Raw genomic sequence first — 23,724 nt, 5'->3', positions numbered from 1 at the left:
TTATTCATCGTCGTAAGGTTCAATTGCAGAGCCTTCCAGCAGATAACCCGCCTGCGCAATGTCATGGGAGACAGTCTGTGTTTTCAGTTGGCCAACTACATACACCACATCCCAAAGCTCCTGTACAGGCGCACCTTCTTCAAACTTCACGTAGACAATTTGATTCGGTGGTGGAGGCGGCACGTGGATACAAGCCCCAAAGAAAGGAACTAACAGAAATTCGGTCACTATGTTGGCATCGCCTTCTAAAGGAATAACAAAGCCCGGAATTTTCACTTGGCTGTTGTTGAGTTCAGAACGCACTTTGCCGACCAAATTTTGTTGTGGCGCCTCGTTAGTGTGGTCAATCACAGGCGTACCGCGATCATTGAACTGATTGCGTTCAGACTCGGGAATTAAATCCAACCAATCCAATTTCAATGCTTCATCAGCCTGCGCAATCATTGGCAGGCACGCCGTGAGAATTAATAACCATTTTTTCATTATCTTATATCCGTATTGTCATGCCGTCTGACAGAGATTGGCGATACGCGCGAAGCGCAGGGAACATTCCCACCAAAAATCCTGCCACCAGCACAATGCCAATTAGCATCCATTCATGTTGACTCAAAAAAGCAGAGGAAAGTTGCAATCCATATTGACTCAATACAAAAGGAGCAGCCAGATTAATCATGATTAGCAGCACTGTCACTCCAGCAATGATTCCCAACAGGGTCAAGAGCAGGGCTTCGCTGATAAGCAGGAAGAAAATATGAGCAGGTCTTGCTCCCATTCCCCGCAATATTGCCATTTCACGCCGGCGTTCATTCAGGCTGGTCAGCAGACTTGAAAGCATCCCCATCAAACCAGCAACTACCACAAAGCCGGAAACCACCAGCAAAGCCTGTTCAGCAACTGACATCATGCTCCAAAGTTCGTGTAACGCGATACCCGGCATAATGGCCGTTAGCGGCTCTTGTTTGTATTCGTTAATAGTTCGTTGCAAAGCAAACGTCTGAATACGGCTTTTTAGTCCAAGCAACACTGCGGTAATTTGCTCTGGCTGCAGCAAGTCAGGATCGATATCTTCCGGCTTTACCCCCGGCCCCATTCTGGCGCCGCTTTCCCAGCCAATATGAATCGCTTCAATGGCTGGCATAGAAACATGCACGCTTCGATCCACCGGCGTACCCGTTGGCGAAAGGATACCGGTAACCTTAAACGGAAGATTATCGTGTCGGGCAAAGCTCTTATCCGCCAAACCGTGAGCAATAACGATCTCATCGCCCAGTTGATAACCCAGCTTCTTAGCCACTTCTGAACCAATGACCGTATCGAATAAACCATCAAACGACTTGCCTTCTTTGAAAGATAACGGCTGCTTTTGGCCGTAACGGTAGTATTTAAAGTAGTCATCAGTTGTACCGACAACGCGGAATCCACGGTGAGAGTCGCCCAGCGAAATCGGGATAGTCCAAGCTACAGCAGGATGGTTTTTAACATCCTCAACACTTTTCCAATCGATGTTATTGGTCGCGTTGCCGATGCGGAACACAGAGTAAAGCAGCAGATTCACTTGCCCAGAGCGGGCACCGACAATGAGATCTGTACCTGAAATGGTGTTGGCAAAACTCTCTTTAGCTTGGGTTCTTACGCGCTCGACACCAATCAACAAAGCGACTGAAACAGCCACGGTGAAAATAGTCAGGATTGCCGTTGCTTTGCGGTTACGAAGGCTTTGTAGTGCCAATCGAAGGATAGCCATTTAGAGCACCTCCGTTGGTGTTGCCGCTCTGTTTAAATCTGGCAGGGAGATAGAACGATCAAAGTGTGATTCCAGTGAACCGTCGTGAGAAACAAACAAAAGGCTGGAGCCTGAGTTCTCACACTCATTCATCAAAAGCGAGATAAAGGCATTGCGTGTATCCGCATCCAGGGCGGACGTTGGCTCATCAGCCAAAAGCAACGCGGGCTTACCAATCAATGCCCGCGCCGCAGCCACACGTTGTTGTTGGCCAATACTGAGCTCGGTAACTGCTTTGTTGAGGCAATTTTCTGGCAATGCCAGCGCACGGAGTAATCGCTCCGCTTCTTGTTGTAAGTTATCCCCTGCCTTTTCTTTACGCGCTTTAGAAAAGCGACAAGGCAACGTCACATTATCAATCACAGAGAGATAAGGCAGCAAATTAAACTGCTGAAAGATATAGCCAAGATGATCTGCACGAAAAGCATCCCGCTTCGCACCTTTCAGAGCGGTTAAATCCGTATTCTGAATGCGCAGCGAACCTTGGTCAGCAGAATTAATACCGGCAATAAGTCCAAGTAAAGTGGACTTACCGCACCCACTGGCCCCTTTGAGAAAAACGCGCTCTTTGGCTTGAAGAAAAAAGTCCGGAATATCAATTTGCCATTGTTCTTGGCCTGGCCACCTGAAGCGGAGGTCTTTAATCAATAACATAGAATTACAACCAAAAGGCCCCCGAAGGGGCCTGAATATTTAAAAACGGAAAGTCGTGGACGATGGCAGCAATTCTTGAGCCACTACACCTTTATCGGTCACTGCCTGAATACTGATTTTCTCAGTGTTACCAAATGCCGTGAACCAACCCGTTGTAATAGATTGAATCTTGTCTGGCGCTTTACAGTGGAAGGTGTATTGCGCTGAGAACTCGCCATGTTGTGCTTTCTTATGATCATGTCCGTGGTCGTGCTCATCATGAGCATGGCCTTTATGCTCGTCATGGTGATCATGCTCATCGTGATGGTCGTCATGCTTGTCATGGTCGTGACCCGTATGATCATCGTGCTTATCGTGATTGTCATGGCCGTCGTGGTCATCTTCATCTAGCGTATGGGTAACCTGCTGGGCTTCCAGATCACAGCCTGCCTCCGCATTGATTGCAAACAAAGCACCTGGTTTCGCCAGTGCAGCAAGCGCTTTTTCAATCGCCGCTTTCTGCTCTGCATTTTCTGGTGCGTGCTCGAAACCTACTACATCACTGCCTGGTGCAATGATTTCTGCAAGAAGCTCGTCGCCATCTTGCGCAATATGCCACTCAACAAACCCGTGTTGGTGAGCGTCATGCTGACGGAATTCATGATTTTCTGCAGACGCTGCCGACGTCACACCCAAAGCAATCCCACTGAGCGCAAACAAATGTTTAGTACGCATAATTTCTCCAAAATTTAGTCTTTTAAATGTAGATGATTGAAAAGGTGAACTCTGGAGGGGAACGCGCATTTTGGGCGATATGTGCTGTCGGCAAAGACAAAAGCCAAAGGGTTGGCTCTGCAAAAGTCAGTATGTTGTTTAAGGGGGAGTCAACAACATCGACTTCAATGACTGGCATACCGAGAACACAGAGCATGCACTCATGATCCACTTTGTGCTGGTGATGATGTTCGCCCTTATGATGCGCAACCGCAAAACCCTGCCAGCCGAGAAATACAGCTAACAGTAAAGGAAGCAATTTGCGGAAGGGTAACAACATGATCCATCAAGAGCCTTGAGCAATAATGTTATAATATAACATTACATTCTCAGTGATTTGAACGGATTTATTGGAATAATCTGCTGAAGTTTGATGGAAGCTTGTTATGAGGGTGATTCAACAAGATAGGAGAGCTAACCAAACACTAAAACGAAAAAAGCTCCGTCTTTCGACGAGACTTTAAATTTGGCTCCCACTGCTGGACTTGTGACGGGGCCGCCTAGGTCAGCGACATATCGCGAAGTGACAGTCTCGACGGTTTCACTCATTCCTGAAGAGGTAAACGAAGAAAGCCCCGTCTTTCGACGAGGCTCTAAATTTGGCTCCCCCTGCTGGACTTGAACCAGCGACATACGGATTAACAGTCCGCCGTTCTACCGACTGAACTAAGGGGGAATAATCTGTGTTCCTGAGAACGAGATGAATATTAGGGAAAGCGCCTTAGCCTTGCAAGCACTAATTTGCGTTTCAAGCCGAATTTGCTCTCAAGTGACTAAATGATGACCTATTCGCCTTTCAATTCAGCAAATTCTCAGACCAATTTACTCAACCGTTAAGAATTTGCTCCATCGCCCAAGTGGTATTTCGACCTGCGATTCCAGTGCTTGAGTATTCTTGATGGCCATTCAAATGCGCAACCATGTTCTGGACATGAAAATACTGAACCGGATCAGGGAGAACTACATTTGCCCTTGCCTTTTCTTTTCCATCCAGCACAAAGTCATCCTCACCAAACACAGAGCAAATTATCCGTCCATCACTTCCAATAATCTCGACCCGATCTTCGCTATTTACCGCTCCAAAGTTCCAGTAACCTGAACCTATTACACCGCTCTCAAATGCCAGGCTAGCCGCTACTGCATCCTCTGCTTCGTAATAACCCTGTTGATTGGTTTTGATGCCTTTGGCAGCAACAATGTCCCCAAACCACTGTTGAAACAAATTCAACCCATGACTTGCCAGATCAACAAAGTAACCACCTCCAGCTTGCTTGGGGTCCACACGCCAGTTGTCTTTACCTGCAATATCATCAGCGCTCGGCGCGCGGTGATAAGCCCAGTGGATATGTCTGACATCACCGACCATTCCCTGCTCTATCCATTCTCTCACCACATCAAATCTTGGTAGTGAGCGGCGGTAATATGCCACAAAAATCGGCACCTGGGCTTTTTCGAATGCGGCCAACATTTGATCGCATTCTTCCGTCGTCAGTGCCATTGGCTTTTCAACAACGCATGGCTTGCCTGCATCGGCGGCCATTAATGCGTATTCGAGATGACTGTCCGGTGGTGTAGCGACGTAAATCGCATCCACATTGGCGTCATTAATCAGCGCCGATGCATCAGTTGTGTAACGTACTATTCTGTGACGTTCGGAATAGTCCTTAGCTTGTTCCTTTCGCCTAGCCATCACCATTTCTAATGACGAGCTATCGACCAGCCAAAAAGCAGGACCACTTTTTCGCTCAGTCACATTGCCACAGCCAATCATTCCCCAACGAATAGTTTTATTCCCCATGAGCCTTCCTCGAAAATCCCTCCATTAAAGATACACGATTCAGTCAGTTACCCGAACCAGTAACATTGAGACAAAACAGCGATAGATGAAACTTGGAACTTCAGGCAAGCAACTCGTTAAAGCAAGTATGACATTTGTATTTCCGGCCTCATAAATAAGACACCTTGTGAATAATTGATGACGTATATTCGCTTAACTTGACTTAAATCACATAAATATGAGCTCTCGTTAACGAGCCGACAATTCATTGTGACAAACATCACGGATAGGTAGTCATTCTGGAATGAGAAACGTATTCATGCAGTTTGAGAGGAAGCTGATGCCATATCGCAGTAATAATACATCCGCCATCTTTAATGCCTTTGCACAGTTTTTATTTCTCGCTGTCTTGGTCTCTTTGCCGGTTCTAGTTATCCGGTTCGACATTGACACGCTGAAAACCGGTGCATCGGAAGGTACTTTGGTCGAATACATGGAACAATTTCTGTTATCACTGACTATCCTTTGTTACGCATACATAGCAAAGCACAATCCATCATTTAAACGTTTTGGCGCTTTGGTGATAGGTTTTTTTCTGTGCTTGCTGATTCGCGAACTAGACATGTTCTTTGATGAATTAGTTTTCCATGGTTTCTGGGTGTACCCCGCTGCCATCGTTGCAGCTAGTGCCGTTATTTATTCGCTGACAGATCGCACTGAAACAGCTAACCAGTTTGCAGCCTTTGTCAATCACAGGAACTTTGGGCTTCTGTGTATGGGTCTAGCCATGCTGCTGGTCTTTTCAAGACTATTCGGCATGAGCTCGCTGTGGCGGGAACTGTTGGGTGACGGCTATGTCCGCGCAGCGAAAAATATCGCCGAAGAAGGCACCGAGTTGATGGCATATGTCACTATATTTTATGCCTCACTCAGATACGTGTTCGCTATGAAACCAGCGAAACATAAGTCTACGCACAAATCAGATTCCAGTGTTTTGTGTAAACGCTGAAGCCGAATTTCTACATCAATTGGCCGTACAATGTGCGGTCAATTTCCTCTGTTGTTTCTCAATGATGGGAAAGCAACGTATATGCCACTCCTTTTACACTCAACCCAGTGCTGTAAAAGGAACGAAGTATGAAGTGGTTACTTCCCGCGCTGTTGGTCACCATCACAGCTTGCTCTGAAGAAACGGAATTTGCCAACGCGAGCTGCCCTACGCTGGCTAACTATTCTGATGCATTTTTAGAAAGTGACTTCTATCGTGGCTGGCAACACCTTCAGCGTAGCCAGTACCCCACCGAAAACTGTGCAGATGCCTATCCCTATTTTCTAAGAGGAGTGAATGACAGCGCCGTTTTTGAGCTTTCTACTCTTTACATCGATTTCTGTAGTGCCCCCCCTCAGAAAGACACGCTGATAAATAGCAGCATTTATCACAGCGAACAACTGTCGAATGGGGTCGATTACGACGAATTCAAATGGGTGCTTGATCTCGCGCTTTGCAATAGCCCTGTCGAGCAATACGCGCTAGGTCAAATGCTATTTAATGGCTTTATTACAGACAAAGACATAGAAAAAGGCATCTACTTTTTAAGCCTTGCTGCCCGTCAGGATCATGTGCAGGCACAGGTTGCACTTTCCTCAGCGCTACGTGATATCGGTGAAAGTGAGGTTGCTGCTCAGTGGCTCGCTAAAGCAAAGGGCAATGGTGCGAACATCCTATCTGATAGAGGTATATCGGATTGATGAACCGGTGGTCTACTTAACTTATTTGCAAGACTTTACATTTCCACTGCTACAAATCCTCTCATAGAGCGCGTAAAGTGGAGGTAATAGACAATAAAGTCGAGTTATCTTGTGGTGTTACCTGTTTTTCTAGCCGGACCTATATTGAGGAGGACAACCCAAGATGAGGTCTGTATTTGGGCAGTTACCTCTAAGCCTCTTACAGCAGATTTTACTTTGTACCAAGCTGAGCAGGACGACGCATTTTATGAGGCTAACTTTGCCGACCAAAAACAGATCCAACTTGGCGATCATTGCTATATAGTGATGGCACAATTTAAAGGCGATGCTCCCTTCCTCGTCGACACGCCGCTTCAATACGACATCGTCCTCGACGGTCATTCAATGCTCTCATCACTGGAGGGGGTTCTGTATGGCGATGAATCCCGCCCAACGTTTGTCATTCCCTCAAGAGCAGAACACATCGCACACGGCTCCTGCCGCCACCCTCACCACCATTGTGAAGATGCCTTGGCAGCGCTCGATATAAGCCACGAAGACACACCTGTAGAAAAGCGGGCAAATTTGCTGATCATGACTGGCGATCAGATCTATGCCGACGACGTTTGCGGCCCTTTAATGTCTGCTATTCGACAGACTATCAGTCTACTGGGTATGAAGAATCAGGAGATGGAAGGGGATAATATTCGCTGGTGCAGTGAATTATCGCCAGACAAAACGCCTTATTACAGCCGCACCCAGATACTGCCATTCAGCGATATTAACCACGGGTTAATAAAGCGGCTTTTCAAAGCCAAACCTGAGCCGGTTTTCAGTTCCCGCACCACTGAAAATCATCTCATCAGCTTCAATGAGTTTATTGCAATGTACATGCTGGTGTGGTCACCGGAATTGTGGCAGCACATTGAAATTGAGAAAACAGTTCCCACCCTTTCCCAGGAGCTTCAGAAAAGGTGGGATATTGAGCTGGCAGAATTAGCACGCTTCCGCACTGGTTTGGTCCACCTGCGAAGACTGTTTGCTCATATTCCGACCTATATGATTTTCGACGACCATAACGTCACGGATGATTTTAACCTCACCGTTGGCTGGGAGCGCGCGGTCAACAACTCGGCGTTCGCCCAAGGCATTATCACCAACGCCATGATGGCCTACTTTTTCTGCCAGGGCTGGGGAAACCAACCAAAAGCCTTTACCCAAGACTTCTGGACGCCTTTACAGACTTTTCTTGATTCACCGGATCCAGCCACTTTTTACGCTATGACTCAAGTGACGCACCATTTTGAGCAATGGCATTACACTATTCCCACCACGCCCAAAGTGGTGGTGGTCGATACCCGAACACGGCGTTGGCGCTCTGAGTCAAGCTATAACAAGCCATCAGGTCTAATGGACTGGGAATCTCTAATGGACTTCCAACAAGATGTTTTCAATAACGATGCAGTGGTGGTGGTCTCACCTGCCCCCATGTTTGGTGTGAAGTTCATTGAAACTATCCAGCGTATTGTGACCTTTCTGGGCCATCCACTCGCCACAGATTCGGAAAACTGGATGGCTCACCCTGGTTCAGCGAATGCTCTGTTAAACATCTTTAAACATCCCAAGACACCAAAGAACTTTGTGATCCTTTCTGGTGACGTGCATTACTCCTTTGCATATGATGTTCGTATGCGTTTTCGGAAAAGCAGCCCTCGCATCTGGCAAATCACCTGTAGTGGTTTCAGGAATCAGTTCCCTGAACCGTTTCTGTCGATTTTTGAATGGCTGGACAGAAAGCTATTCTGGCCAGAATCCCCGCTCAACGTTTTTACCCGAAGAAAACGCATGCGCATCGAGCGCCGCAAGCCGGATAATGGCGGTCCCGGACTCCTCGTCAACCAAAGTGCCGTGGGTGTTGTAAAGCTCGATCAGGACGGCGCACCTAAATACATTGGTCTTCTCACCGGCAAAGGAACACGTGTGGCCTTCCACCCTTGCGAGGACACAGATAAAGAGGAAGAGTTCCCCAGCGCCGACCTCTCGCGCTGACGATTTCCCCCATTGGGATTGACTTGGTGAGGCCAGTAAGAAATACTCCGCTCCCCATTTCCTTAGCAATGAGTGCTGATATGTCGCGCCAACTTCAATATGTCTATAAAGGCGAAACCAAAGTGATTACCTTTTCTTACCAGAAGCATCGCTCGCCGCATGAAGCCGCCGCGGAAGCAGAGGGTATCGATCTAACTGCATTCCTGAAAATGGAGCTTCAGTTGGAAATGGTGGCTGATGGTAAAGCAGTGAAAAATCACAGAGACAGCTACTTCAGTAAATTGGGTTTTGGCAAAATCACTTTGCTGAAAAAAGAAGCGGAGTCCATCAAGGACAAACGCTGATATCTACAGGAATACCCAGCAAAAAGGCGCTTTCATCGCCTTTTTAGTTTCTGTGAAGTAACCTTTAACCTTTCTGATCAGACCTTAGTACCTGTCTGCCAGCTCATATTCAAACGTTACTTTGGTGATGATTTTCACAGCGGTTTGTATAACTACTGCTGCACTATGTAACAGTACTCTCCTCGATACGAGTCTATTTCCTCTCAGGCAAAACCAGCTATGACTACCTACGCTCATCTAACGACCGATAGGAAGTTCATACATTCGGCTCAAAATTAATACAAAGTCCTTATAATGCGTTGGGTATTCTAAGTGCGAAAACTGGCTCAATATATTGTTTTCCCTTCATTGAGCTCAACTTGGACTAGAACAAAAAAAAACGACGAGTTGACGCTTAGCTAAGTCGAACATGGAAGCTTCACCAATGCAAAAAATACTAAAAACCCTCTTTTTATTCTTCGCTATTTTTTCCGGGATAACACATGCTTCTGTGGAGAAAACACAGTCTTTCGAGAAGACGCTTAGCGGCGTTCAGTCAATCCTTTATTCTGTTCCAATAAAAGCTCGGGCCCTACTCAGTGAGTTAGAAAAAGTCGAGCTGAAACAAAACCAACCGCTGCCTCTTCTGGTTCGGTATTACCTGCAAAAGGCCACAGTTGATCTTTTACTGAACGACCCAGAAAGCGCTATCACAGCAGCAAACAGTGGTATCGAATTGGCGAAAAACGACCCGCTTTTAAAGGCGGATCTCTATCTGATGCAGCTTCGACTTGGACAAGCGCGAATTCTTCAAGGTGAAGAAGCCTTGGTGCTCGACCAATTAGATAATTTACTCTCAGAGTCTAAGAAGCTGAATAACCCATCAGTGACTGCAGAGATCCTTTTGGTTAAAGGTGAAGCCTACAAAGCACAGAACGATTACGACGTTTCCATGGCGGCGTTTATGAGCTCGTTGGAAGCGGCTAAAGCCACGCAAGATGCCCTATTGGTTGAACGCATTGCGTCAAGTCTGGGTGGCACACTGGTTAAGCTGAATGGATTCGATAAAGCTTCCCTCCTACTCGACAAGTCTTATCAGTTCTTCCGTGAGCGAAAGATGTCGTTCAATCAACTCCTGGTTAAGCTCGATATGGCGGAGTTGGCTAAAAAGCAAGGCGACAAAAAGCAGGCTTTACTTGAATATAAGCAGGCACTGCAGATTGCTCAGATATTAGGTGATGGTTCCCACCGTTTCCGCATCAACCTCCAAATCGCCGATCTCTTGCTGCAATCCGGTGACACTAAAAGCATGGCCCGCTACCTCAAGCAAACTGATGCTTTACGTCAGCGCGAAACCATTCGCTACTACATCAGCAAATACAACTACCTGAAAGCTAATCAAAGCCTCTTAAGCGGAAACTTTCAGGGAGCCATTGACCTGGTGACTCCCCTTATTACGGGACAGACAGAACTCGCGCGCCTTTATCGCACCGAGATTGACTTGTACTTGGTAGCATCAAAAGCGCACTTTGGTCTTGGAGACTACAAAAATGCCTACCTGACCCTATTGGATTACCAGAACCGCTTTAATAACTTCAGCGCAGATGAGCAGGTAGATAATCTCGAACGCCAACAAATGCTCTTCAATCTGGAAAAACTCAAGGCAGAGAACCAACACTTGAGTTGGAATAACGTTCTGCAGACACTTGAGCTAAAAACCAATGAAGACAAAGTAGAATACCTAAATGTACTGGTTGTAGCAGGTGTCCTAGCCACTGTGGTCGCTACATTGGCAGCACTATGGATTAACCGCCGACGTGCGCGCTGGGGAAAAATCGCCAACACAGACAGCCTGACAGGCCTGTACAACCGACGTTATCTAAGCTCCCAACTCGATATCTTGAAGTCAGGGATGGAAAACGATAGTGATCCTGTTTGCTGTTTGCTGCTTGATGTCGACCACTTCAAGAAAGTGAATGACACTCATGGTCATCCCGTTGGCGATAAAGTGCTTACCGGTATTGCAGAACTGTTTAAAAACAACCTACGCCGGAACGATATCTGCTCCCGCGTCGGTGGTGAAGAATTTATGCTTCTACTTCCAAGCAGCCACCTAGAGCAAGCTCAGTTGATTGCGGAGGATTTGCGTACGCGTATTAGTGAACTTTCGTTCATGACAGAGCAGGGTGATGAGTTCAGTGTCACTGCCAGTTTCGGTGTATCAGCGGTGGATTCCAATCAGTCACTGTCCGACATTTACAGTGAGGTTGATAAGCTGCTTTACCGAGCAAAGCAAAATGGACGAAACCGTGTAGAAAGTAGCGGCCAAAACAGTTCAGACAACAGTACGGAGCAGGCAGCAGAAGACGCCTCTTCAATGTCGGATAAGTTTTCACAACTTAGCCGGGGTATGCGCCGACTGAAATTCCGTTTTGCACAGCATTTCTCGTGAAGCTACCAACATGAGGTAAGATTGAGGGGTGACGGATAAAGCGGACAACAATGGAAGGGACCCCCTAATGAAAATAGTAACCTTCATTGCAGGAGCCATACTCTCAACCTTTGCTCCCTTGGCAGCAAACGCAGACACCATTACTTCTGAAAAACACACCTTCACCATAGACAGCGTCGCACAGGGCCTCAACCACCCCTGGTCGCTCGTCTTCCTTCCAGACGGTGACATGCTAGTTTCTGAACGAAATGGCGCTCTCAAGCGCGTTAGTTCTGAAGGTGTTATGACGAACATTGAAGGTTTGCCTGAGAATCTGGTTTATCGTGGGCAAGGCGGCTTATTGGGGCTTGCTCTTGCTCCTGATTTTGAGCTCTCAAAACGTCTGTACATAGCCTATTCCGAAGACGGTGACTTTCGGAAATCCGGCACTGCAGTGTCTTCTGCCATTCTCAATGGCAATAAGCTCTCCCACGTTACGCTCCTGTTTTCCCAAAAGCCTAAACTGGCTGGCGGCCGTCACTATGGCGGAAGATTGCTAGCAACAGACGAACATCTTTTTATCGCACTGGGCGACCGCGGTAACCGAGACAAAGCCCAACAGAATGATTCACACATTGGCACTCTTATCCGGTTGAACCTTGATGGCTCAGTCCCTGCTGACAACCCATTTGTTAGCGATAGTAATAGCTTCCCGGAGATCTATTCCTATGGTCACCGTAATATTCAGGGTATGACGCTGGACAATGACGGTAAAACCCTCTGGACACACGAACACGGTCCGCAAGGAGGTGATGAACTGAACCCAATAACAAAAGGTAGTAACTATGGTTGGCCCACTATTACCTATGGTGTGAACTACGGTACGGGTAGCAAGATTGGTTCAGGCACTGAGCAGGCAGGCATGGAGCAACCTGTTCATTACTGGGTTCCTTCAATTGCCCCCTCCGGGATGGACATGCTTTCTGGTGCTAAATTCGACCAATGGAAAGGCGATATTCTGCTTGGTTCCCTAAAGTTCGGGCTTTTGGTTCGGCTGGATATAGAAAATAGCAGGGTAATGGGTGAAGAAAGGCTACTGGATGGCAATTATGGGCGCATCAGAGATGTGGTCGAATCCCCTGACGGTGATATCTATCTCTTAACAGATTCCTCAAATGGCGAAATTTTAAGGTTATCGCCAAAACACTGACTAACTTGCTTTTATTTCAGTCACTTGAAAACAAAAGTGTAAAGAAAAAATTACAAGCATAGATTTCAGTTCCTGCTGAGAAATCAGCTTGGTTTTGGAAAAGAGTCTCCAACAAATTTGTGAAACTTATTTCATTACATAACTAAAGTGATACACCGCCCAGCATTTAATAAACCTTACAGAAGCGTTGGACATCCAGTGATCGTGCAGACTATAGTCAGCGCATACAAACAAAAACAAAGATATCTTTGCTTGCTGAAAAAGACAAAACCCCGCTGTGCGGGGTTTTGTCTTTTTCACGGACACGCGGCCAGAATTCACTCTATCCTTCTGATTTAAATACTTATATAGCAACGCACATACTTATTCTATCAAAGAGGTATACGACATCCTCTTTAGCAATTCGATGGTGTTGCTTACAGATGGCTTGGTGCCTCTAGACGAATCACTAAACTGAAAACGCAATATGGAATACAGGAAGTAAAAGAAACCCTTGGTAACCCCCAAATAAAAAACCCGACAGATCGCCGGGTTATACAAACAAGAATGTATACCCAAACAACCTAAAGATACAGGATTCACCGAGATTGACTGGCGTTGTGATCGCGACGTTCCTTTGTAGGTGCAGTCATCTCCATCAAAAAAGAACAACAAAGAGCACGGCGTCAGTCAATCTCGTCCGAAGGGAGGCCTTCAATGCGCCTACTTCTTCGTTAAATCCCACGGAAATAGAACCACTATTCCTCGTGAAGTTTGCCTCGAATTGAACGCATTGATGACCTCTGAATGCGAACATCTTCAGGTCGTGGGTATACTTGTTTATTTCTTCGCGGTTTTGCTCTGCAGCACCTTATGCATAACTGAAGTCAGCTCGTTGTCAGGGTCACCAGAGAGCTCCCAAGTGAATACACCTGCCAGTCCCTTCTGCTTTGCCCATTCCGCTTTCGCTTTCACTGAACGCGCATCTTCGAAAGAGATAAAAACTTTCTTCTCAGGGTTCCAAAGATATGGCGCATGAGAAGCTTCATCATAGCCGTATTGGTAACCTTCAGATGGAGTGTAATTTTGCTTCAAATCCCAGTACATGAAGTACCCTGGCTCACCGGTACCAAAGCTTGCGCCTTTTTCGGAAGCCAAGTTAGATGTTGGTAAGCTGCCATCAAACTGAGAGCCTTCCCAACCGCGGCCATAGAATGCAGCTCCAAGCACCAGTTTTTCTTTCGGAATGCCCAACTCAATCATCTGATTAATAAACACATCGGCCCCCATGCCCCACCAACTGCGGTCAGTCGCATGTAGATTCGTCAGATGACCAGTTTGTGTACCCCATCCACCAAGGAAGTCATACGTCATCGCGAACATATTTGTCAGCTTTGGCGCAGCAGCTTCCCAGTCGATTTGTGCTGCTTTCGGGCCTACGCCCACTGCTGTAGAAAGCTCATATTCACGGCCGGTTTCTGCAGACAATGTATCCAGTTCGTCACGAAGCAAGGTGACCAATATTGTAAAGGCCTCGCGCTCCTGCGTTTTCACCTCGTTTGACAGCTTAGTTTCCGGGTTCCAAGGAGATGTCGTTAAGCCGCCACCGCCAGGGTATTCCCAGTCCAGATCGATACCATCAAAAAAGTCGTATTCAGCGATCAAAGCAACAGCAGATTTCGCGAACTGCTTAATACTGGCATCGTCTTTTGCCATCGCATGGAAAGGCTCTGACATAGTCCAACCGCCGAATGAGGGCAGGATCTTCAAATCAGGGTACGCTTTCTTAAGCTCGGCTAACTGAGCAAAGTGCCCTTTATAAGGGACATCGACAGAAACATCGCCGAAATCTATTTCCATAGCTGCTTCTTTATCAACGACGATGGCAGAGTACGGAGCCTGTCCTTCACAGGCTTTAGCAACCTGTTGTTGAACGAGCTCAGATGCACCAGTATGAGGGCCACACATGCTGAGGAACGCATATATAATATGGGTCAACCGGTCTGCAGGAATATCTTTCACAGTGTAGGGATTATCAGCATTGGCATATTGCCAGTCTGCAAAATAGCCACCCACGACGTGATTTTTCGCAAACGCCGGGGCCGCTAAACAGGCACTCAGCGCTGCACCTGCTAGAATTTTGTTCATACTATCTCCTTGTAAGCCACGTTCTTACAACCAATCAACCTGAAGTTACAGGATTCAACTTGCCCGAAGGGAGGCACTCAATGCTGCGCCCACTTCTTCGTTAAATTCCACGGAAATAGAATGACTATTCCTAAAGAAATTCGCCTAAAATTGAACACACTGTTGGCCTCTGAATAACGAGCAATGTCAGGTTGTATGGATATATTGCCGAAGCCACTCAATTCATTGATGACTAAGACATAAGTGGATAATTATTAGTTGAAGTGGTTTTTTGAAACTGATGTATTCGTTCCGAACAGGACCTTCATAACAGTTAGGTTACAAAGTTTGCGAGTCTCTTGTTTTTTAACGATAAAACTGGACCTTGGGTCCACATAAACTTGTACTACAGCGCACAGTTTTTCGACAACGAAAATCAAAGTATGGAGCGAATTCAGCGTAAAGGAATTCCGTTTTACACATTGAGGGGTTATGCTGCGCCTAGTTTGTTGAAAATCAGCTTATTGTTACCAAGCACATCATTTCAACCCGCCAACAAACTGGCTGCGAATTGAAGCTTGGATAGTTACAAGGAAATCACTTTGAGCAATAAACTCATCAGTATCGATTTGTTTTTTGTTATCGAAAAACTCTTGCCGGGCAAGCGCTCGGTTGAACTCTTCAGAAACAATAAAAAGCACCTACCCGTCACCACACTGCCTCTTGAACACTGTGACTCCGGGTCTGCACTGCAACTGGCGCTTTTTAAATACTGTAGAAATTACGCTGCCTTTTCACAGGGTCAACCCTTGGCAGATGAGTACGCCATCGACGGTAAAGATGAACAAATCGAACCTGCGACCAGCATAATTGCTGCCTTTATCCGTGGCGCCTACTGGTGGGTGGAACATTATCATGAGATTTATCGCAACGATTGGAGCGAAGATCAGAAAGCGCGTTGGCTTCGGGATTTTAAACTGTTGGTTCAAGCCATCATCGGAATAGGAAATATCAGCAAGGCGGAGTGGTTGATAAACAATCACAGTGCCGTTAAGGCGCTAACCTATAACACACATATCTCCCCGTTCCTGCAGCACTATGATTAATCTAAAAAGCTGCCTAGTGCAGCTTTTTTTGGTCACTCGCACAAAAAACCTCTTCCTCTATTCTTCCTGTCGCTGATTCGTCATTTTTTATGACTACACTGATCCGCTTTACGGTTCATACTGATTTAACGGGTGAAAAGACTTAATCGCTATCAATACGAGCGCTACGCGATCCTCTGTCGGGACGCTTATCCCAAACACTTTGACCACGTCCAGTATGGTTTTTCAGAAAATGGACGTAGGGATATTCACAACCGATGGGGGAAAACCATCATCCGCGTTTTATGGCGCGAAGACGGCGATGCCGTTATCGTGTTCAAAGGCTCACAAAGCGTTTGGGATTGGCTGTTAAACCTAATTGTGTTGCCGAGTAAAGTCGATGCTCCGAAAAACGCAGGACACGTTCATTGGGGTTTCCAGTTTCTGTTGCGCCAACCCAGCACCTCCAGACGCTTTGTCATCGACAAAGACTATTCTCGACTTTCCCCAGGCCAACAAGCCGAATTTCAGCACTCTGAAGAAATTAATCGACTTGAAGGCATCAGCGTGATGGAAAAGCTGGAATCGTGTGCTGCAAGATTAGTTTCGCAAGGTAAGCGCTTGACGCTCACTGGTCATTCCTCGGGTGGCAGCATGGCCATTATTGCCGGTGAGATACTGGAGCAGAAATATCCTGGGTCGATTAAACGTATTGTCACCTTCGGGCAGCCAGCCACAGGGTTCTGGAGTTTCAAAAAACGCTATGGCTTGAAAAACCGTACTTACCGGATTTGCTGTGATGTCGACATAGTCACTTTCTTGCCAGGTATTCCTTTAATGTTCTGGCATGTTGGCGAGCTCTTGTGGCTTCACAACGACAAGATTTACCACAATATGCCTTCCCTTATCCGCATCATCAGGGTATTAACCAGCTGGCTTCTACGCCCTATCGCCTATCACTTCATGGATAAATACATCCGGCGCAAAGACTATTTTGATAAGCATTAGAAATTCCTTAATTAGAAAAAGGAAAAGGAGTGATTTATCGCTCCTTTTTTGTATTTAATCACCGCTTCGCGCGCTGCAAAAATTTATCCAACTCATTAGCAAATTTCTGTCTTTCCTGCTGACTCATGGTTGCAGGGCCTCCGGTTTGAATACCGCTTGAGCGCAGCGTATCCATAAAGTCGCGCATATTCAGTCGTTGACGGATATTCTCCGGCGTATACAACTCGCCACGGGGATTCAACGCGACTGCGGATTTCTCAATGACTTCTGAGGCCAAAGGAATGTCTGCGGTGATGACCAAATCACCTTTTTCAACACGTCTAACGATCTCGTTATCTGCCACATCAAACCCTTTATCCACCTGAAGGCTTCGAATATAGCGGGATGGTGGTGTTCTCAAAGATTGGTTAGCCACCAGCACACATTCGGTTTGAGTGCGGTCTGCAGCACGAAAAAGGACCTCTTTGATCACGGTCGGGCACGCGTCCGCATCAACCCAGATTGTCGGCATGTCAGTTTCCTGTTTTATATTTTGCCAGAACAATATCAGCGAGTAAGGTAGGTCGCAACAGGTTACTGAGGCTTTCCACGTTCTTGGCTGGCGTAGAAAGCAGCGATGTCTTTCATGTCCTGATCACTCAACACTGACATCTGCTGGCGCATCATATTACCCATTGCACCAGTGCGCTCTCCCGCTTGATAGGATTTCATCACGTTATATAAGTACTGGGTATTCTGACCATTAATGTGAGGGTAATCCTTCTTTGGGGTATAGCCAGTTTCTCCGTGGCAAAATTGACAGGTGTAAGCCTTTTGCTTTCCTATACTAGGATCACCTTCTCCTTCTATTGCCATCACATGGGTTGATAACAGCACTGCACAAAGCGTTCCCAAAGATCTCAGCATCGTTTATTCCTCATCTTGATTCACGCTAAAGATGCCGAACTTCTAATCAAGGGACTTTGTGTCCGATCAATTCTGCTGTCTCGTCGACTTTGATTTGCGCAAGAATTCACACCAACACCAAAAAATGAAATCAGACTCATATTGATGTGCCCAATACTTATTTATCAGTGCATAGTTCTCGATACTGACATTTACATTTCATTGAGAGTTCACGAACTTTTAACAATCGAATCTCAGAATTCGGTTCCGGTAGATACCCAAACGCAAGGAGAACCTGCGTTTGGGTAAATCACACGATTAATTAATAAAATCATCTGGAAAGGAAGTCATCGTGAGCAAACATATTGACCAACGTCAACTGGACAGCGAGCCAGAGTTTAACCGTTTTATTGACGCGGCGATGAATCGTCGTAATTTCCTACGTGCTGCCGGTGCAGCGGGCTCTGTAGCTTTCTTCGCAGCAAGTCCAGTAGCACAAGCGGTTGCTGGTTCAATGGACAAGAGCAAGCTGATGGGCTTTAAGGCCATTCCTGCTTCTACTGCTGATACGGTTGTTGTTCCAGAAGGCTATGTCGCTGAAACAATGATCTCATGGGGTGACGCACTGTTCCCCAACTCACCAGAGTTCAGTCAGTCTAACGATTCAAAAGCACAGGAAATGCAGTATGGTGATAACACTGACGGCATGACCTTCTTCCCGCTGTCTGATGACCGCGCGGTACTGGTCGCAAACAACGAATACACCAACAACGAATACCTCTATACCCATCAGGGTAAAAACATCTCTGCCGATGATGTACGTAAATCTCAGGCTGCACATGGTGTTTCTATCATCGAACTGGTAAAGAAAGATGGTAAGTGGATGCCAAATGTTGAAGGTCGACTGAACCGTAAGGTAACCGCATACACCCCAATGGAAATGACAGGCCCCGCACGCGGTAACGACTTACTAAAAACGGCTGCAGACCCAGAAGGTGGTGAAACCATTCTAGGTACCTACAACAACTGCGCAAACGGTCAAACGCCATGGGGTACTTACCTTGCATGTGAAGAGAACTTCAACGGCTACTTTGCGGCTTCTGAAGAAGTGGATCTGGGGCCGACCTATAAGCGCTATGGTGTGACAGATAAAGATTGGGGCTACGACTGGTGGAAACACGACGAGCGTTTTGACGTTGCCAAAACACCTAATGAACCGCACCGTTTTGGCTGGGTTGTCGAAATCGACCCCATGGATCCCAACTCCAAGCCGAAGAAACGCTCAGCACTGGGTCGTTTCAAACACGAAAACGCAGCGCTAACTATCAATAAAGACGGTCACGTTGTGGTTTACCTCGGCGATGACGAGCGTGGTGAACACCTCTACAAGTTCGTTTCGAAGAACAAATACAAACCAGGCACTCACGCTTCAAACCGTGATCTGCTGGAAGAAGGCACGCTCTATGTGGCGAAACTCGACGGCAAAGAAGGCGAACTGAAAGGCAAAGGTGAGTGGGTTGAGCTGACTTTCGGCAAAAATGGCCTGACACCAGAGAATGGCTTCAAAAGCCAAGCAGAAGTATTGATCTTTGCCCGTGAAGCAGCAACACAAGTTGGCGCGACCACCATGGACCGTCCTGAGTGGGTTGCTGTTCATCCAGACAACAAGCACGTGTTCTGTACTCTCACAAACAATAAGTACCGCGGTGTCCGAGAGAATCAGCCTGTAAACGTGGCAAATCCTCGTGAGAAAAACCCGTATGGCCACATTATTCGCTGGCAACCGCAAGGCGGCGACCACACTGCATCTGATTTCAAATGGGACATCTTTGTGATGGCAGGTAACCCAGAGAATCAGGAAGGCCTGATGGCAGGCTCAGCAAACGTGAACAAAGACAACATGTTCAACAGCCCAGACGGTATTGGTTTCGATGGCGCTGGTCGTCTCTGGATCCAGACAGACGGTAAGTACTCCAACGAGGGTAAATTTGCGGGTATGGGGAACAACCAAATGCTCTGTGCAGACACGAAGACCGGTGAAATACGTCGATTCCTGACAGGCCCAATCGCATGTGAAATCACAGGCTTAGCATTCTCTCCTGACTATAAAACCATGTTTGTAGGTATTCAGCACCCAGGTGAAGACTTGGCACCATCCCACTTCCCTGATGGTGGTGATTCTGTACCACGTTCAACCGTGATGCGTATTACCCGCAAAGATGGTGGCGTAATAGGCGCATAATCGTTCACTAAGTTGAATCACTGAATACGGCTCCTTTTCGGAGCCGTTTTTCTATTCATGGCATTTCAAAAAATCCTTCGGCGCCCTCCCACTTTTAGGAGAAAGATGTATCGTGAACAAACATTAGCTGCAAACAAATTAGTTATTAATTTCACAACATTAAGTCCTCTAAATAAGATTCACGTTTCAGTGCTGCGAAGTTGAAATCTATTCCTTTATTTATCAAAGAAAATAATATTCGTCGGTGTTAGGATGCATTATTAGACATTCTTACAACTTGATGTACAGAATATTTTACTTCAGTCGTCACTTGTCAGCCTGTCCCAGAATTCAAAAACTAGGTGTAAAAAATTTTTAAGGACATAGGAGCCAGGAAATGAAAAAGACACTGCTATCATCACTCGTATTAGTAGGCACTTTTAGCATGTCAGCTGCCTCAGCAGAGTGTGATGGTAACCTCTACACCATGAACGCAGGCCGAGGCGATGTAGGTGTGCTTGTTAATGTTCACGAAGGCCTTGCCCGGAGCATCACTCGCCAAGAGTTCCACACAGAAGCAGCTAACCTCGTAGAGATAAACTCTCGCGCGCTATTCAGTGCTTCTGCGATGGCTTACGATGCAACCAATAACCGCATTTATTACACCAGTACGCCAACACCGGATGAGTATTATATTGATGGTGTTGAAGACGGTGAATTTACAGAACAGGAGATTTCTAATCTCCCATTCCTGCACAAAACGCATAAACCCTATGAGTTGGCGTATTTTGATGTAGCATCGCAAACTCACCACGTAGTTGGTTCAACCAAGTATCAAGTTTGGCGAATGACCTTCGACCCAGAGACTGGAACGCTTTACGGTTCCGATATCCGTCGACTGTTCACCATCGATCCTTCGACTGGCGTGCAAACTTTGATCGGTAATCTGGATTTGAATATTCGTCTTGGTGGCTACGCGAACTGGGGTGATTTGATCTTCAAAGATGGCGAACTTCTTTTCGTGACTAACACCCGCGTATTTAACCTCAGCACCGAAGATGCTTCAGCAACCGTGAAGTTTTTCCACCACGTTGATGAAATCACAGCGGCTACGCTTGATCAGAACGGTGAAATCTTGGTTGCGGCTATGAACAACAACGTGACGGGTCATCAGAACAGTACCAATTTTTGGGTGCTGGATCCGACCACTAATGACCAAAACTTTGGTAGCCAATCACACGCTGGTTTGGTGCCAATGCGTATTGATGCGATGACACGAGTAACGGCGGAAACCGATACCTGTTACGCGCCGAAGTTCCTGCCAAACAAAGCAGCTTAATTGAAACTAAAAAGCCAACCTCTCGGTTGGCTTCTTTTATGTCTCACTGTGCGGCATCAAAGGCAAAAAGAAGTGAAATACCCACGCCGGCCCAATCAATAGAAACTGCACATCTTTAAAGAAAGAAGGCTTTTTACCTTCGATATGGTGCCCGACGAAGTGCAAATTGGTGAATACGCCGTTGCACATCGTCATCCCAACCAAATAACGCTTCCCCTTCCGCCTGCTTTTTCACTTCAAGCAGAAACTCATAGTCTTCGATGGTTGCCAAACGGTGCGTTATTGCCTTCATATCGATTTGAAAATTTCCAAAACCACAGGAACAACCGACAATACCAGCAAGATCGCCATAAAGTAATTGAAGGCCTTGCGACGGGCGGCGGATGACAACACTCGTTTCAATGCCGAACCAAACAATAACCAAATCCCCACGCTGGGAAATGACACCACAAAAAATGTCGTGGCAATCGTCAAATTCTGGGTATAGTAACCTGCACCTAAAGTGGTGAAGGCTGCAATCGCCCCAGTTGCTACGACCCACGCTTTGGCGTTCACCCATTGGAAAAGTGCGCCTTTCATGAAAGTCAGTGGTTTGGCTTCAGCGCCGCTTTCTTCAATCTCACCAGAGCGGGCAATTAAAAACGCAAGATAAAGAAGATAAGCCGTACCAACACATTTAATGATGAAGTGAAGCTCTGGAAACTGTTGGAAGATTTGCCCAAATCCAACGCCCACCAGAAACAGCATCAGCGCGAAACCAAAGCAGATCCCACACATCAGCGGTAGGCTTTTCTTCACGCCGAAGTTGGCGCCAGAAGACATCAAAAGAAGGTTATTTGGGCCGGGCGTAGCAGAGGCTGAGATCGCGAATAGCGTTACTGCAATTAGGTAGTCCATATCAGTCATCACTCCTTAGTGTCGGTGTCCTTATAACAACAACCCGAAGACAGAGTGTTCTGCGGGTTCAGGTAAAGGCGACATTGTTGCTCGCTAAGGGATTTTCAAGTGCTAGGTTCATTTTTGATTGCTTTCTTTGAGGAATAGATAGAAAGGTAAACCAAAAGCCACGCCGATCGTCAATGTACCCGCGATCGCCCAACCGTGAAGTCTTACGTTGTTATCCTTGCCATCAACCACGATGAAAACGATAAGCGCCACGCCCGCGATGATGACATCCAGCCACGCCATCATGCTGATGGGGTTTGCCATCGCATCTGCAAGAAGCAGAGAAACATTTAGGCCATTCTCCACCAGCCAAACTCCAAAAGCAGCATAGGGAAACAGTGCCCCAAGAACGGCAAGAATGAAGTAGATGATCGCCAAGGTTATTCTCCTTTTCTGTTAGAGTCTGCTGACACTAAGTCCATAGATCGCATGGTCCACCACACGACCGTTTAGATTCTCGTTACGGGTGATGATCCCTTCAAGCACAAAGCCAAGGCGTTCAGCCAGTTTCCGACTTGGCAGATTCTCCGTTGCCGCCGCGATTTGGATTTTTTCCATTTCCAACTCTTGGAAAGCGATATCTATCAACGCCTGAACACAGCGAGAAGCAATGCCTTTTCCCTGAAAAGATTCACTCAGCCAATAGCCAATTTCCACTTTCTTGAGCTCGTGGTTAATTGAGTTGAAACTGATATTGCCAACGATCTCGTCCTGATACACCATGGCACAGGTCAAGGATTTTCCCTCTGCGTAATCATGAAGCGCACTTTTTACGAAGGTTTCGAAAAATGCCTCACCATTGGCATGGGGTGGCCAAGCAAGCCAATGGGACAAATACTCTCGCTCGCGGCAAACAATTTCGTAATAGTTTTTTGCAAAAGAGGGCTGAACCAAGGCAATAGCAAGGTCCTCAGTAACTTGACGTGTAAACATAGGCTCTATACCTTCTATTCTTTGATTGAGCGCTCTACGAGTTAGCGTTTGTAAGCCCTTAGATCGTAGCGAGTATGCATAGCGATCTTCAATGTTGTCTTCATAAGGGCTGACACGTAGACAAACATAACATTATGTAATGTTAATGTTCATAAAGACCCCACACGATATTTACCCTCTTTATCAACAAGTAAACGAGAGCTTAGCAGAGTACATCAAGCCAGACACAGAGCCATTCAGTAGTTTAGAGATAGTTCGAAACCTCGATGAGGTTTCCATCAGGATCTCGGAAGTACACTGATTCAATCGCTCCGGTTGCCCCTGTCCTTTTTATGGGCTCTTCCAGCAACGCTACATTTTCCCTATGTAGTCGGCCCTGAATTACAAATAAGACACTGATCTATTTGATGATCTCATCGATCTTCCTACCCTCATATTGCAAGCTTTTTAAGCCTCCCCTTCCAAAACCTTGCAATTTGGGTGATGAAAATGAA

23 protein-coding genes, 1 tRNA gene and 2 pseudogenes are annotated in these 23,724 nt (G+C 46.5%); 10 read left to right on the top strand and 16 right to left on the bottom strand.

Annotated features, from left to right (window positions below):
* The 7 genes from GMA8713_RS15495 to GMA8713_RS15465 all read right to left on the bottom strand — a co-directional run bounded on the left by GMA8713_RS15495 (position 1) and on the right by GMA8713_RS15465 (position 4,988).
* The gene (locus GMA8713_RS15495) at positions 1–483 is read right to left on the bottom strand and encodes a DUF3299 domain-containing protein (protein WP_062711824.1); all 483 of its coding nucleotides are present in this window, start codon (positions 481–483) and stop codon (positions 1–3) included.
* 4 nt (positions 484–487) lie between these two features.
* A complete protein-coding gene (locus GMA8713_RS15490) occupies positions 488–1,744 on the bottom strand; it encodes an ABC transporter permease (RefSeq protein WP_062711821.1) in 1,257 nt (418 codons plus the stop codon).
* The gene (locus GMA8713_RS15485) at positions 1,745–2,437 is read right to left on the bottom strand and encodes an ABC transporter ATP-binding protein (protein WP_062711816.1); all 693 of its coding nucleotides are present in this window, start codon (positions 2,435–2,437) and stop codon (positions 1,745–1,747) included. It lies immediately after the preceding gene.
* 39 nt (positions 2,438–2,476) lie between these two features.
* A complete protein-coding gene (gene zrgA, locus GMA8713_RS15480; RefSeq protein WP_062711813.1) occupies positions 2,477–3,151 on the bottom strand; it encodes a zinc uptake protein ZrgA in 675 nt (224 codons plus the stop codon).
* A 22-nt stretch (positions 3,152–3,173) separates the two neighbouring features.
* The gene (locus GMA8713_RS15475; protein ID WP_062711810.1) at positions 3,174–3,470 is read right to left on the bottom strand and encodes a hypothetical protein; all 297 of its coding nucleotides are present in this window, start codon (positions 3,468–3,470) and stop codon (positions 3,174–3,176) included.
* 320 nt (positions 3,471–3,790) lie between these two features.
* Positions 3,791–3,866, bottom strand: a tRNA-Asn gene (locus tag GMA8713_RS15470).
* Positions 3,867–4,016: 150 nt separating this feature from the next.
* Positions 4,017–4,988, bottom strand: coding sequence for a Gfo/Idh/MocA family protein (locus GMA8713_RS15465; RefSeq protein WP_062711807.1), 972 nt, complete (start codon positions 4,986–4,988; stop codon positions 4,017–4,019).
* 283 nt (positions 4,989–5,271) lie between these two features.
* On the opposite strand from GMA8713_RS15465, the gene GMA8713_RS15460 reads away from it, so the two are divergent.
* From GMA8713_RS15460 to GMA8713_RS15435, 6 genes are all read left to right on the top strand, one after another.
* Entirely contained in the window at positions 5,272–5,976 is a 705-nt protein-coding gene (locus GMA8713_RS15460; RefSeq protein WP_232314459.1) for a hypothetical protein, read from the top strand.
* A 128-nt stretch (positions 5,977–6,104) separates the two neighbouring features.
* Positions 6,105–6,716, top strand: coding sequence for an SEL1-like repeat protein (locus GMA8713_RS15455; RefSeq protein WP_062711804.1), 612 nt, complete (start codon positions 6,105–6,107; stop codon positions 6,714–6,716).
* Positions 6,717–6,860: 144 nt separating this feature from the next.
* A complete protein-coding gene (locus GMA8713_RS15450; RefSeq protein WP_232314458.1) occupies positions 6,861–8,744 on the top strand; it encodes a metallophosphoesterase family protein in 1,884 nt (627 codons plus the stop codon).
* A gap of 80 nt (positions 8,745–8,824) precedes the next feature.
* Positions 8,825–9,088, top strand: coding sequence for a DUF2960 family protein (locus tag GMA8713_RS15445; RefSeq protein ID WP_062711788.1), 264 nt, complete (start codon positions 8,825–8,827; stop codon positions 9,086–9,088).
* A gap of 424 nt (positions 9,089–9,512) precedes the next feature.
* On the top strand, positions 9,513–11,519 hold the full coding sequence (locus GMA8713_RS15440) for a GGDEF domain-containing protein (protein ID WP_062711785.1): 2,007 nt from the start codon (positions 9,513–9,515) through the stop codon (positions 11,517–11,519).
* A gap of 67 nt (positions 11,520–11,586) precedes the next feature.
* Positions 11,587–12,708 carry a PQQ-dependent sugar dehydrogenase gene (locus GMA8713_RS15435; RefSeq protein WP_062711781.1) on the top strand — a complete coding sequence of 374 codons (1,122 nt, stop codon included), beginning with the start codon at positions 11,587–11,589 and terminating at the stop codon, positions 12,706–12,708.
* Positions 12,709–13,527: 819 nt separating this feature from the next.
* On the opposite strand, the gene GMA8713_RS15430 is transcribed toward GMA8713_RS15435, so the two are convergent.
* Positions 13,528–14,835, bottom strand: coding sequence for a glycoside hydrolase family 18 protein (locus GMA8713_RS15430; RefSeq protein WP_062711777.1), 1,308 nt, complete (start codon positions 14,833–14,835; stop codon positions 13,528–13,530).
* A gap of 581 nt (positions 14,836–15,416) precedes the next feature.
* On the opposite strand from GMA8713_RS15430, the gene GMA8713_RS15425 reads away from it, so the two are divergent.
* Positions 15,417–15,920, top strand: coding sequence for a hypothetical protein (locus GMA8713_RS15425; RefSeq protein ID WP_062711774.1), 504 nt, complete (start codon positions 15,417–15,419; stop codon positions 15,918–15,920).
* A 132-nt stretch (positions 15,921–16,052) separates the two neighbouring features.
* Positions 16,053–16,907 carry a lipase family protein gene (locus tag GMA8713_RS15420; RefSeq protein WP_062711762.1) on the top strand — a complete coding sequence of 285 codons (855 nt, stop codon included), beginning with the start codon at positions 16,053–16,055 and terminating at the stop codon, positions 16,905–16,907.
* Between the two features lie 58 nt (positions 16,908–16,965).
* Here GMA8713_RS15420 and GMA8713_RS15415 read toward each other — a convergent pair whose 3' ends face one another.
* On the bottom strand, positions 16,966–17,418 hold the full coding sequence (locus GMA8713_RS15415; RefSeq protein ID WP_062711759.1) for a YaiI/YqxD family protein: 453 nt from the start codon (positions 17,416–17,418) through the stop codon (positions 16,966–16,968).
* A 62-nt stretch (positions 17,419–17,480) separates the two neighbouring features.
* Positions 17,481–17,813, bottom strand: coding sequence for a c-type cytochrome (locus GMA8713_RS15410; protein WP_062711756.1), 333 nt, complete (start codon positions 17,811–17,813; stop codon positions 17,481–17,483).
* Between the two features lie 400 nt (positions 17,814–18,213).
* Between GMA8713_RS15410 and GMA8713_RS15405 the strand changes: the two genes are divergently transcribed.
* Entirely contained in the window at positions 18,214–20,034 is a 1,821-nt protein-coding gene (locus GMA8713_RS15405) for a PhoX family protein (protein WP_198159523.1), read from the top strand.
* A 376-nt stretch (positions 20,035–20,410) separates the two neighbouring features.
* The gene (locus GMA8713_RS15400) at positions 20,411–21,352 is read left to right on the top strand and encodes a hypothetical protein (protein ID WP_062711751.1); all 942 of its coding nucleotides are present in this window, start codon (positions 20,411–20,413) and stop codon (positions 21,350–21,352) included.
* Between the two features lie 36 nt (positions 21,353–21,388).
* Here the strand turns inward: GMA8713_RS15400 and GMA8713_RS28760 are convergent.
* From GMA8713_RS28760 to GMA8713_RS28520, 6 genes and pseudogenes are all read right to left on the bottom strand, one after another.
* Positions 21,389–21,517: pseudogene (locus GMA8713_RS28760) on the bottom strand (Mpo1 family 2-hydroxy fatty acid dioxygenase); the annotation flags it as partial.
* A complete protein-coding gene (locus GMA8713_RS26840) occupies positions 21,486–21,644 on the bottom strand; it encodes a hypothetical protein (RefSeq protein WP_422615203.1) in 159 nt (52 codons plus the stop codon). The pseudogene GMA8713_RS28760 and the gene GMA8713_RS26840, both read right to left, overlap by 32 nt.
* Positions 21,641–22,249, bottom strand: a complete 609-nt coding sequence (locus GMA8713_RS15395) for a LysE family translocator (RefSeq protein WP_062711914.1) — start codon at positions 22,247–22,249, stop codon at positions 21,641–21,643. Before GMA8713_RS15395 ends, GMA8713_RS26840 begins: the two co-directional genes overlap by 4 nt.
* A gap of 117 nt (positions 22,250–22,366) precedes the next feature.
* Positions 22,367–22,675 carry a DUF2834 domain-containing protein gene (locus GMA8713_RS15390; RefSeq protein ID WP_062711749.1) on the bottom strand — a complete coding sequence of 103 codons (309 nt, stop codon included), beginning with the start codon at positions 22,673–22,675 and terminating at the stop codon, positions 22,367–22,369.
* 18 nt (positions 22,676–22,693) lie between these two features.
* Complete coding sequence (locus tag GMA8713_RS15385; protein ID WP_062711746.1) at positions 22,694–23,230, bottom strand: GNAT family N-acetyltransferase; 537 nt, start codon at positions 23,228–23,230, stop codon at positions 22,694–22,696.
* A gap of 244 nt (positions 23,231–23,474) precedes the next feature.
* Positions 23,475–23,567, bottom strand: a pseudogene (locus tag GMA8713_RS28520) (VOC family protein); the annotation flags it as partial.
* Between the last annotated feature and the right edge of the window lie 157 nt (positions 23,568–23,724).

The sequence above is a fragment of the Grimontia marina genome, assembly GCF_900060185.1.
GTDB lineage: Bacteria > Pseudomonadota > Gammaproteobacteria > Enterobacterales > Vibrionaceae > Enterovibrio > Enterovibrio marinus.
This window is presented reverse-complemented; position numbering and strand designations above follow the sequence as displayed.

What these genes read in the sequence shown, in the direction of transcription:
- GMA8713_RS15495 (WP_062711824.1), bottom strand. Translation starts at nt 483, where the DNA reads ATGAAAAAATGGTTATTAATTCTCACGGCGTGCCTGCCAATGATTGCG.
- GMA8713_RS15490 (WP_062711821.1), bottom strand. Translation starts at nt 1,744, where the DNA reads ATGGCTATCCTTCGATTGGCACTACAAAGCCTTCGTAACCGCAAAGCA.
- GMA8713_RS15485 (WP_062711816.1), bottom strand. Translation starts at nt 2,437, where the DNA reads ATGTTATTGATTAAAGACCTCCGCTTCAGGTGGCCAGGCCAAGAACAA.
- zrgA (WP_062711813.1), bottom strand. Translation starts at nt 3,151, where the DNA reads ATGCGTACTAAACATTTGTTTGCGCTCAGTGGGATTGCTTTGGGTGTG.
- GMA8713_RS15475 (WP_062711810.1), bottom strand. Translation starts at nt 3,470, where the DNA reads ATGTTGTTACCCTTCCGCAAATTGCTTCCTTTACTGTTAGCTGTATTT.
- GMA8713_RS15465 (WP_062711807.1), bottom strand. Translation starts at nt 4,988, where the DNA reads ATGGGGAATAAAACTATTCGTTGGGGAATGATTGGCTGTGGCAATGTG.
- GMA8713_RS15460 (WP_232314459.1), top strand. Translation starts at nt 5,272, where the DNA reads ATGAGAAACGTATTCATGCAGTTTGAGAGGAAGCTGATGCCATATCGC.
- GMA8713_RS15455 (WP_062711804.1), top strand. Translation starts at nt 6,105, where the DNA reads ATGAAGTGGTTACTTCCCGCGCTGTTGGTCACCATCACAGCTTGCTCT.
- GMA8713_RS15445 (WP_062711788.1), top strand. Translation starts at nt 8,825, where the DNA reads ATGTCGCGCCAACTTCAATATGTCTATAAAGGCGAAACCAAAGTGATT.
- GMA8713_RS15440 (WP_062711785.1), top strand. Translation starts at nt 9,513, where the DNA reads ATGCAAAAAATACTAAAAACCCTCTTTTTATTCTTCGCTATTTTTTCC.
- GMA8713_RS15435 (WP_062711781.1), top strand. Translation starts at nt 11,587, where the DNA reads ATGAAAATAGTAACCTTCATTGCAGGAGCCATACTCTCAACCTTTGCT.
- GMA8713_RS15430 (WP_062711777.1), bottom strand. Translation starts at nt 14,835, where the DNA reads ATGAACAAAATTCTAGCAGGTGCAGCGCTGAGTGCCTGTTTAGCGGCC.
- GMA8713_RS15415 (WP_062711759.1), bottom strand. Translation starts at nt 17,418, where the DNA reads ATGCCGACAATCTGGGTTGATGCGGACGCGTGCCCGACCGTGATCAAA.
- GMA8713_RS15410 (WP_062711756.1), bottom strand. Translation starts at nt 17,813, where the DNA reads ATGCTGAGATCTTTGGGAACGCTTTGTGCAGTGCTGTTATCAACCCAT.
- GMA8713_RS15405 (WP_198159523.1), top strand. Translation starts at nt 18,214, where the DNA reads ATGAATCGTCGTAATTTCCTACGTGCTGCCGGTGCAGCGGGCTCTGTA.
- GMA8713_RS15400 (WP_062711751.1), top strand. Translation starts at nt 20,411, where the DNA reads ATGAAAAAGACACTGCTATCATCACTCGTATTAGTAGGCACTTTTAGC.
- GMA8713_RS26840 (WP_422615203.1), bottom strand. Translation starts at nt 21,644, where the DNA reads ATGAAGGCAATAACGCACCGTTTGGCAACCATCGAAGACTATGAGTTT.
- GMA8713_RS15395 (WP_062711914.1), bottom strand. Translation starts at nt 22,249, where the DNA reads ATGGACTACCTAATTGCAGTAACGCTATTCGCGATCTCAGCCTCTGCT.
- GMA8713_RS15385 (WP_062711746.1), bottom strand. Translation starts at nt 23,230, where the DNA reads ATGTTTACACGTCAAGTTACTGAGGACCTTGCTATTGCCTTGGTTCAG.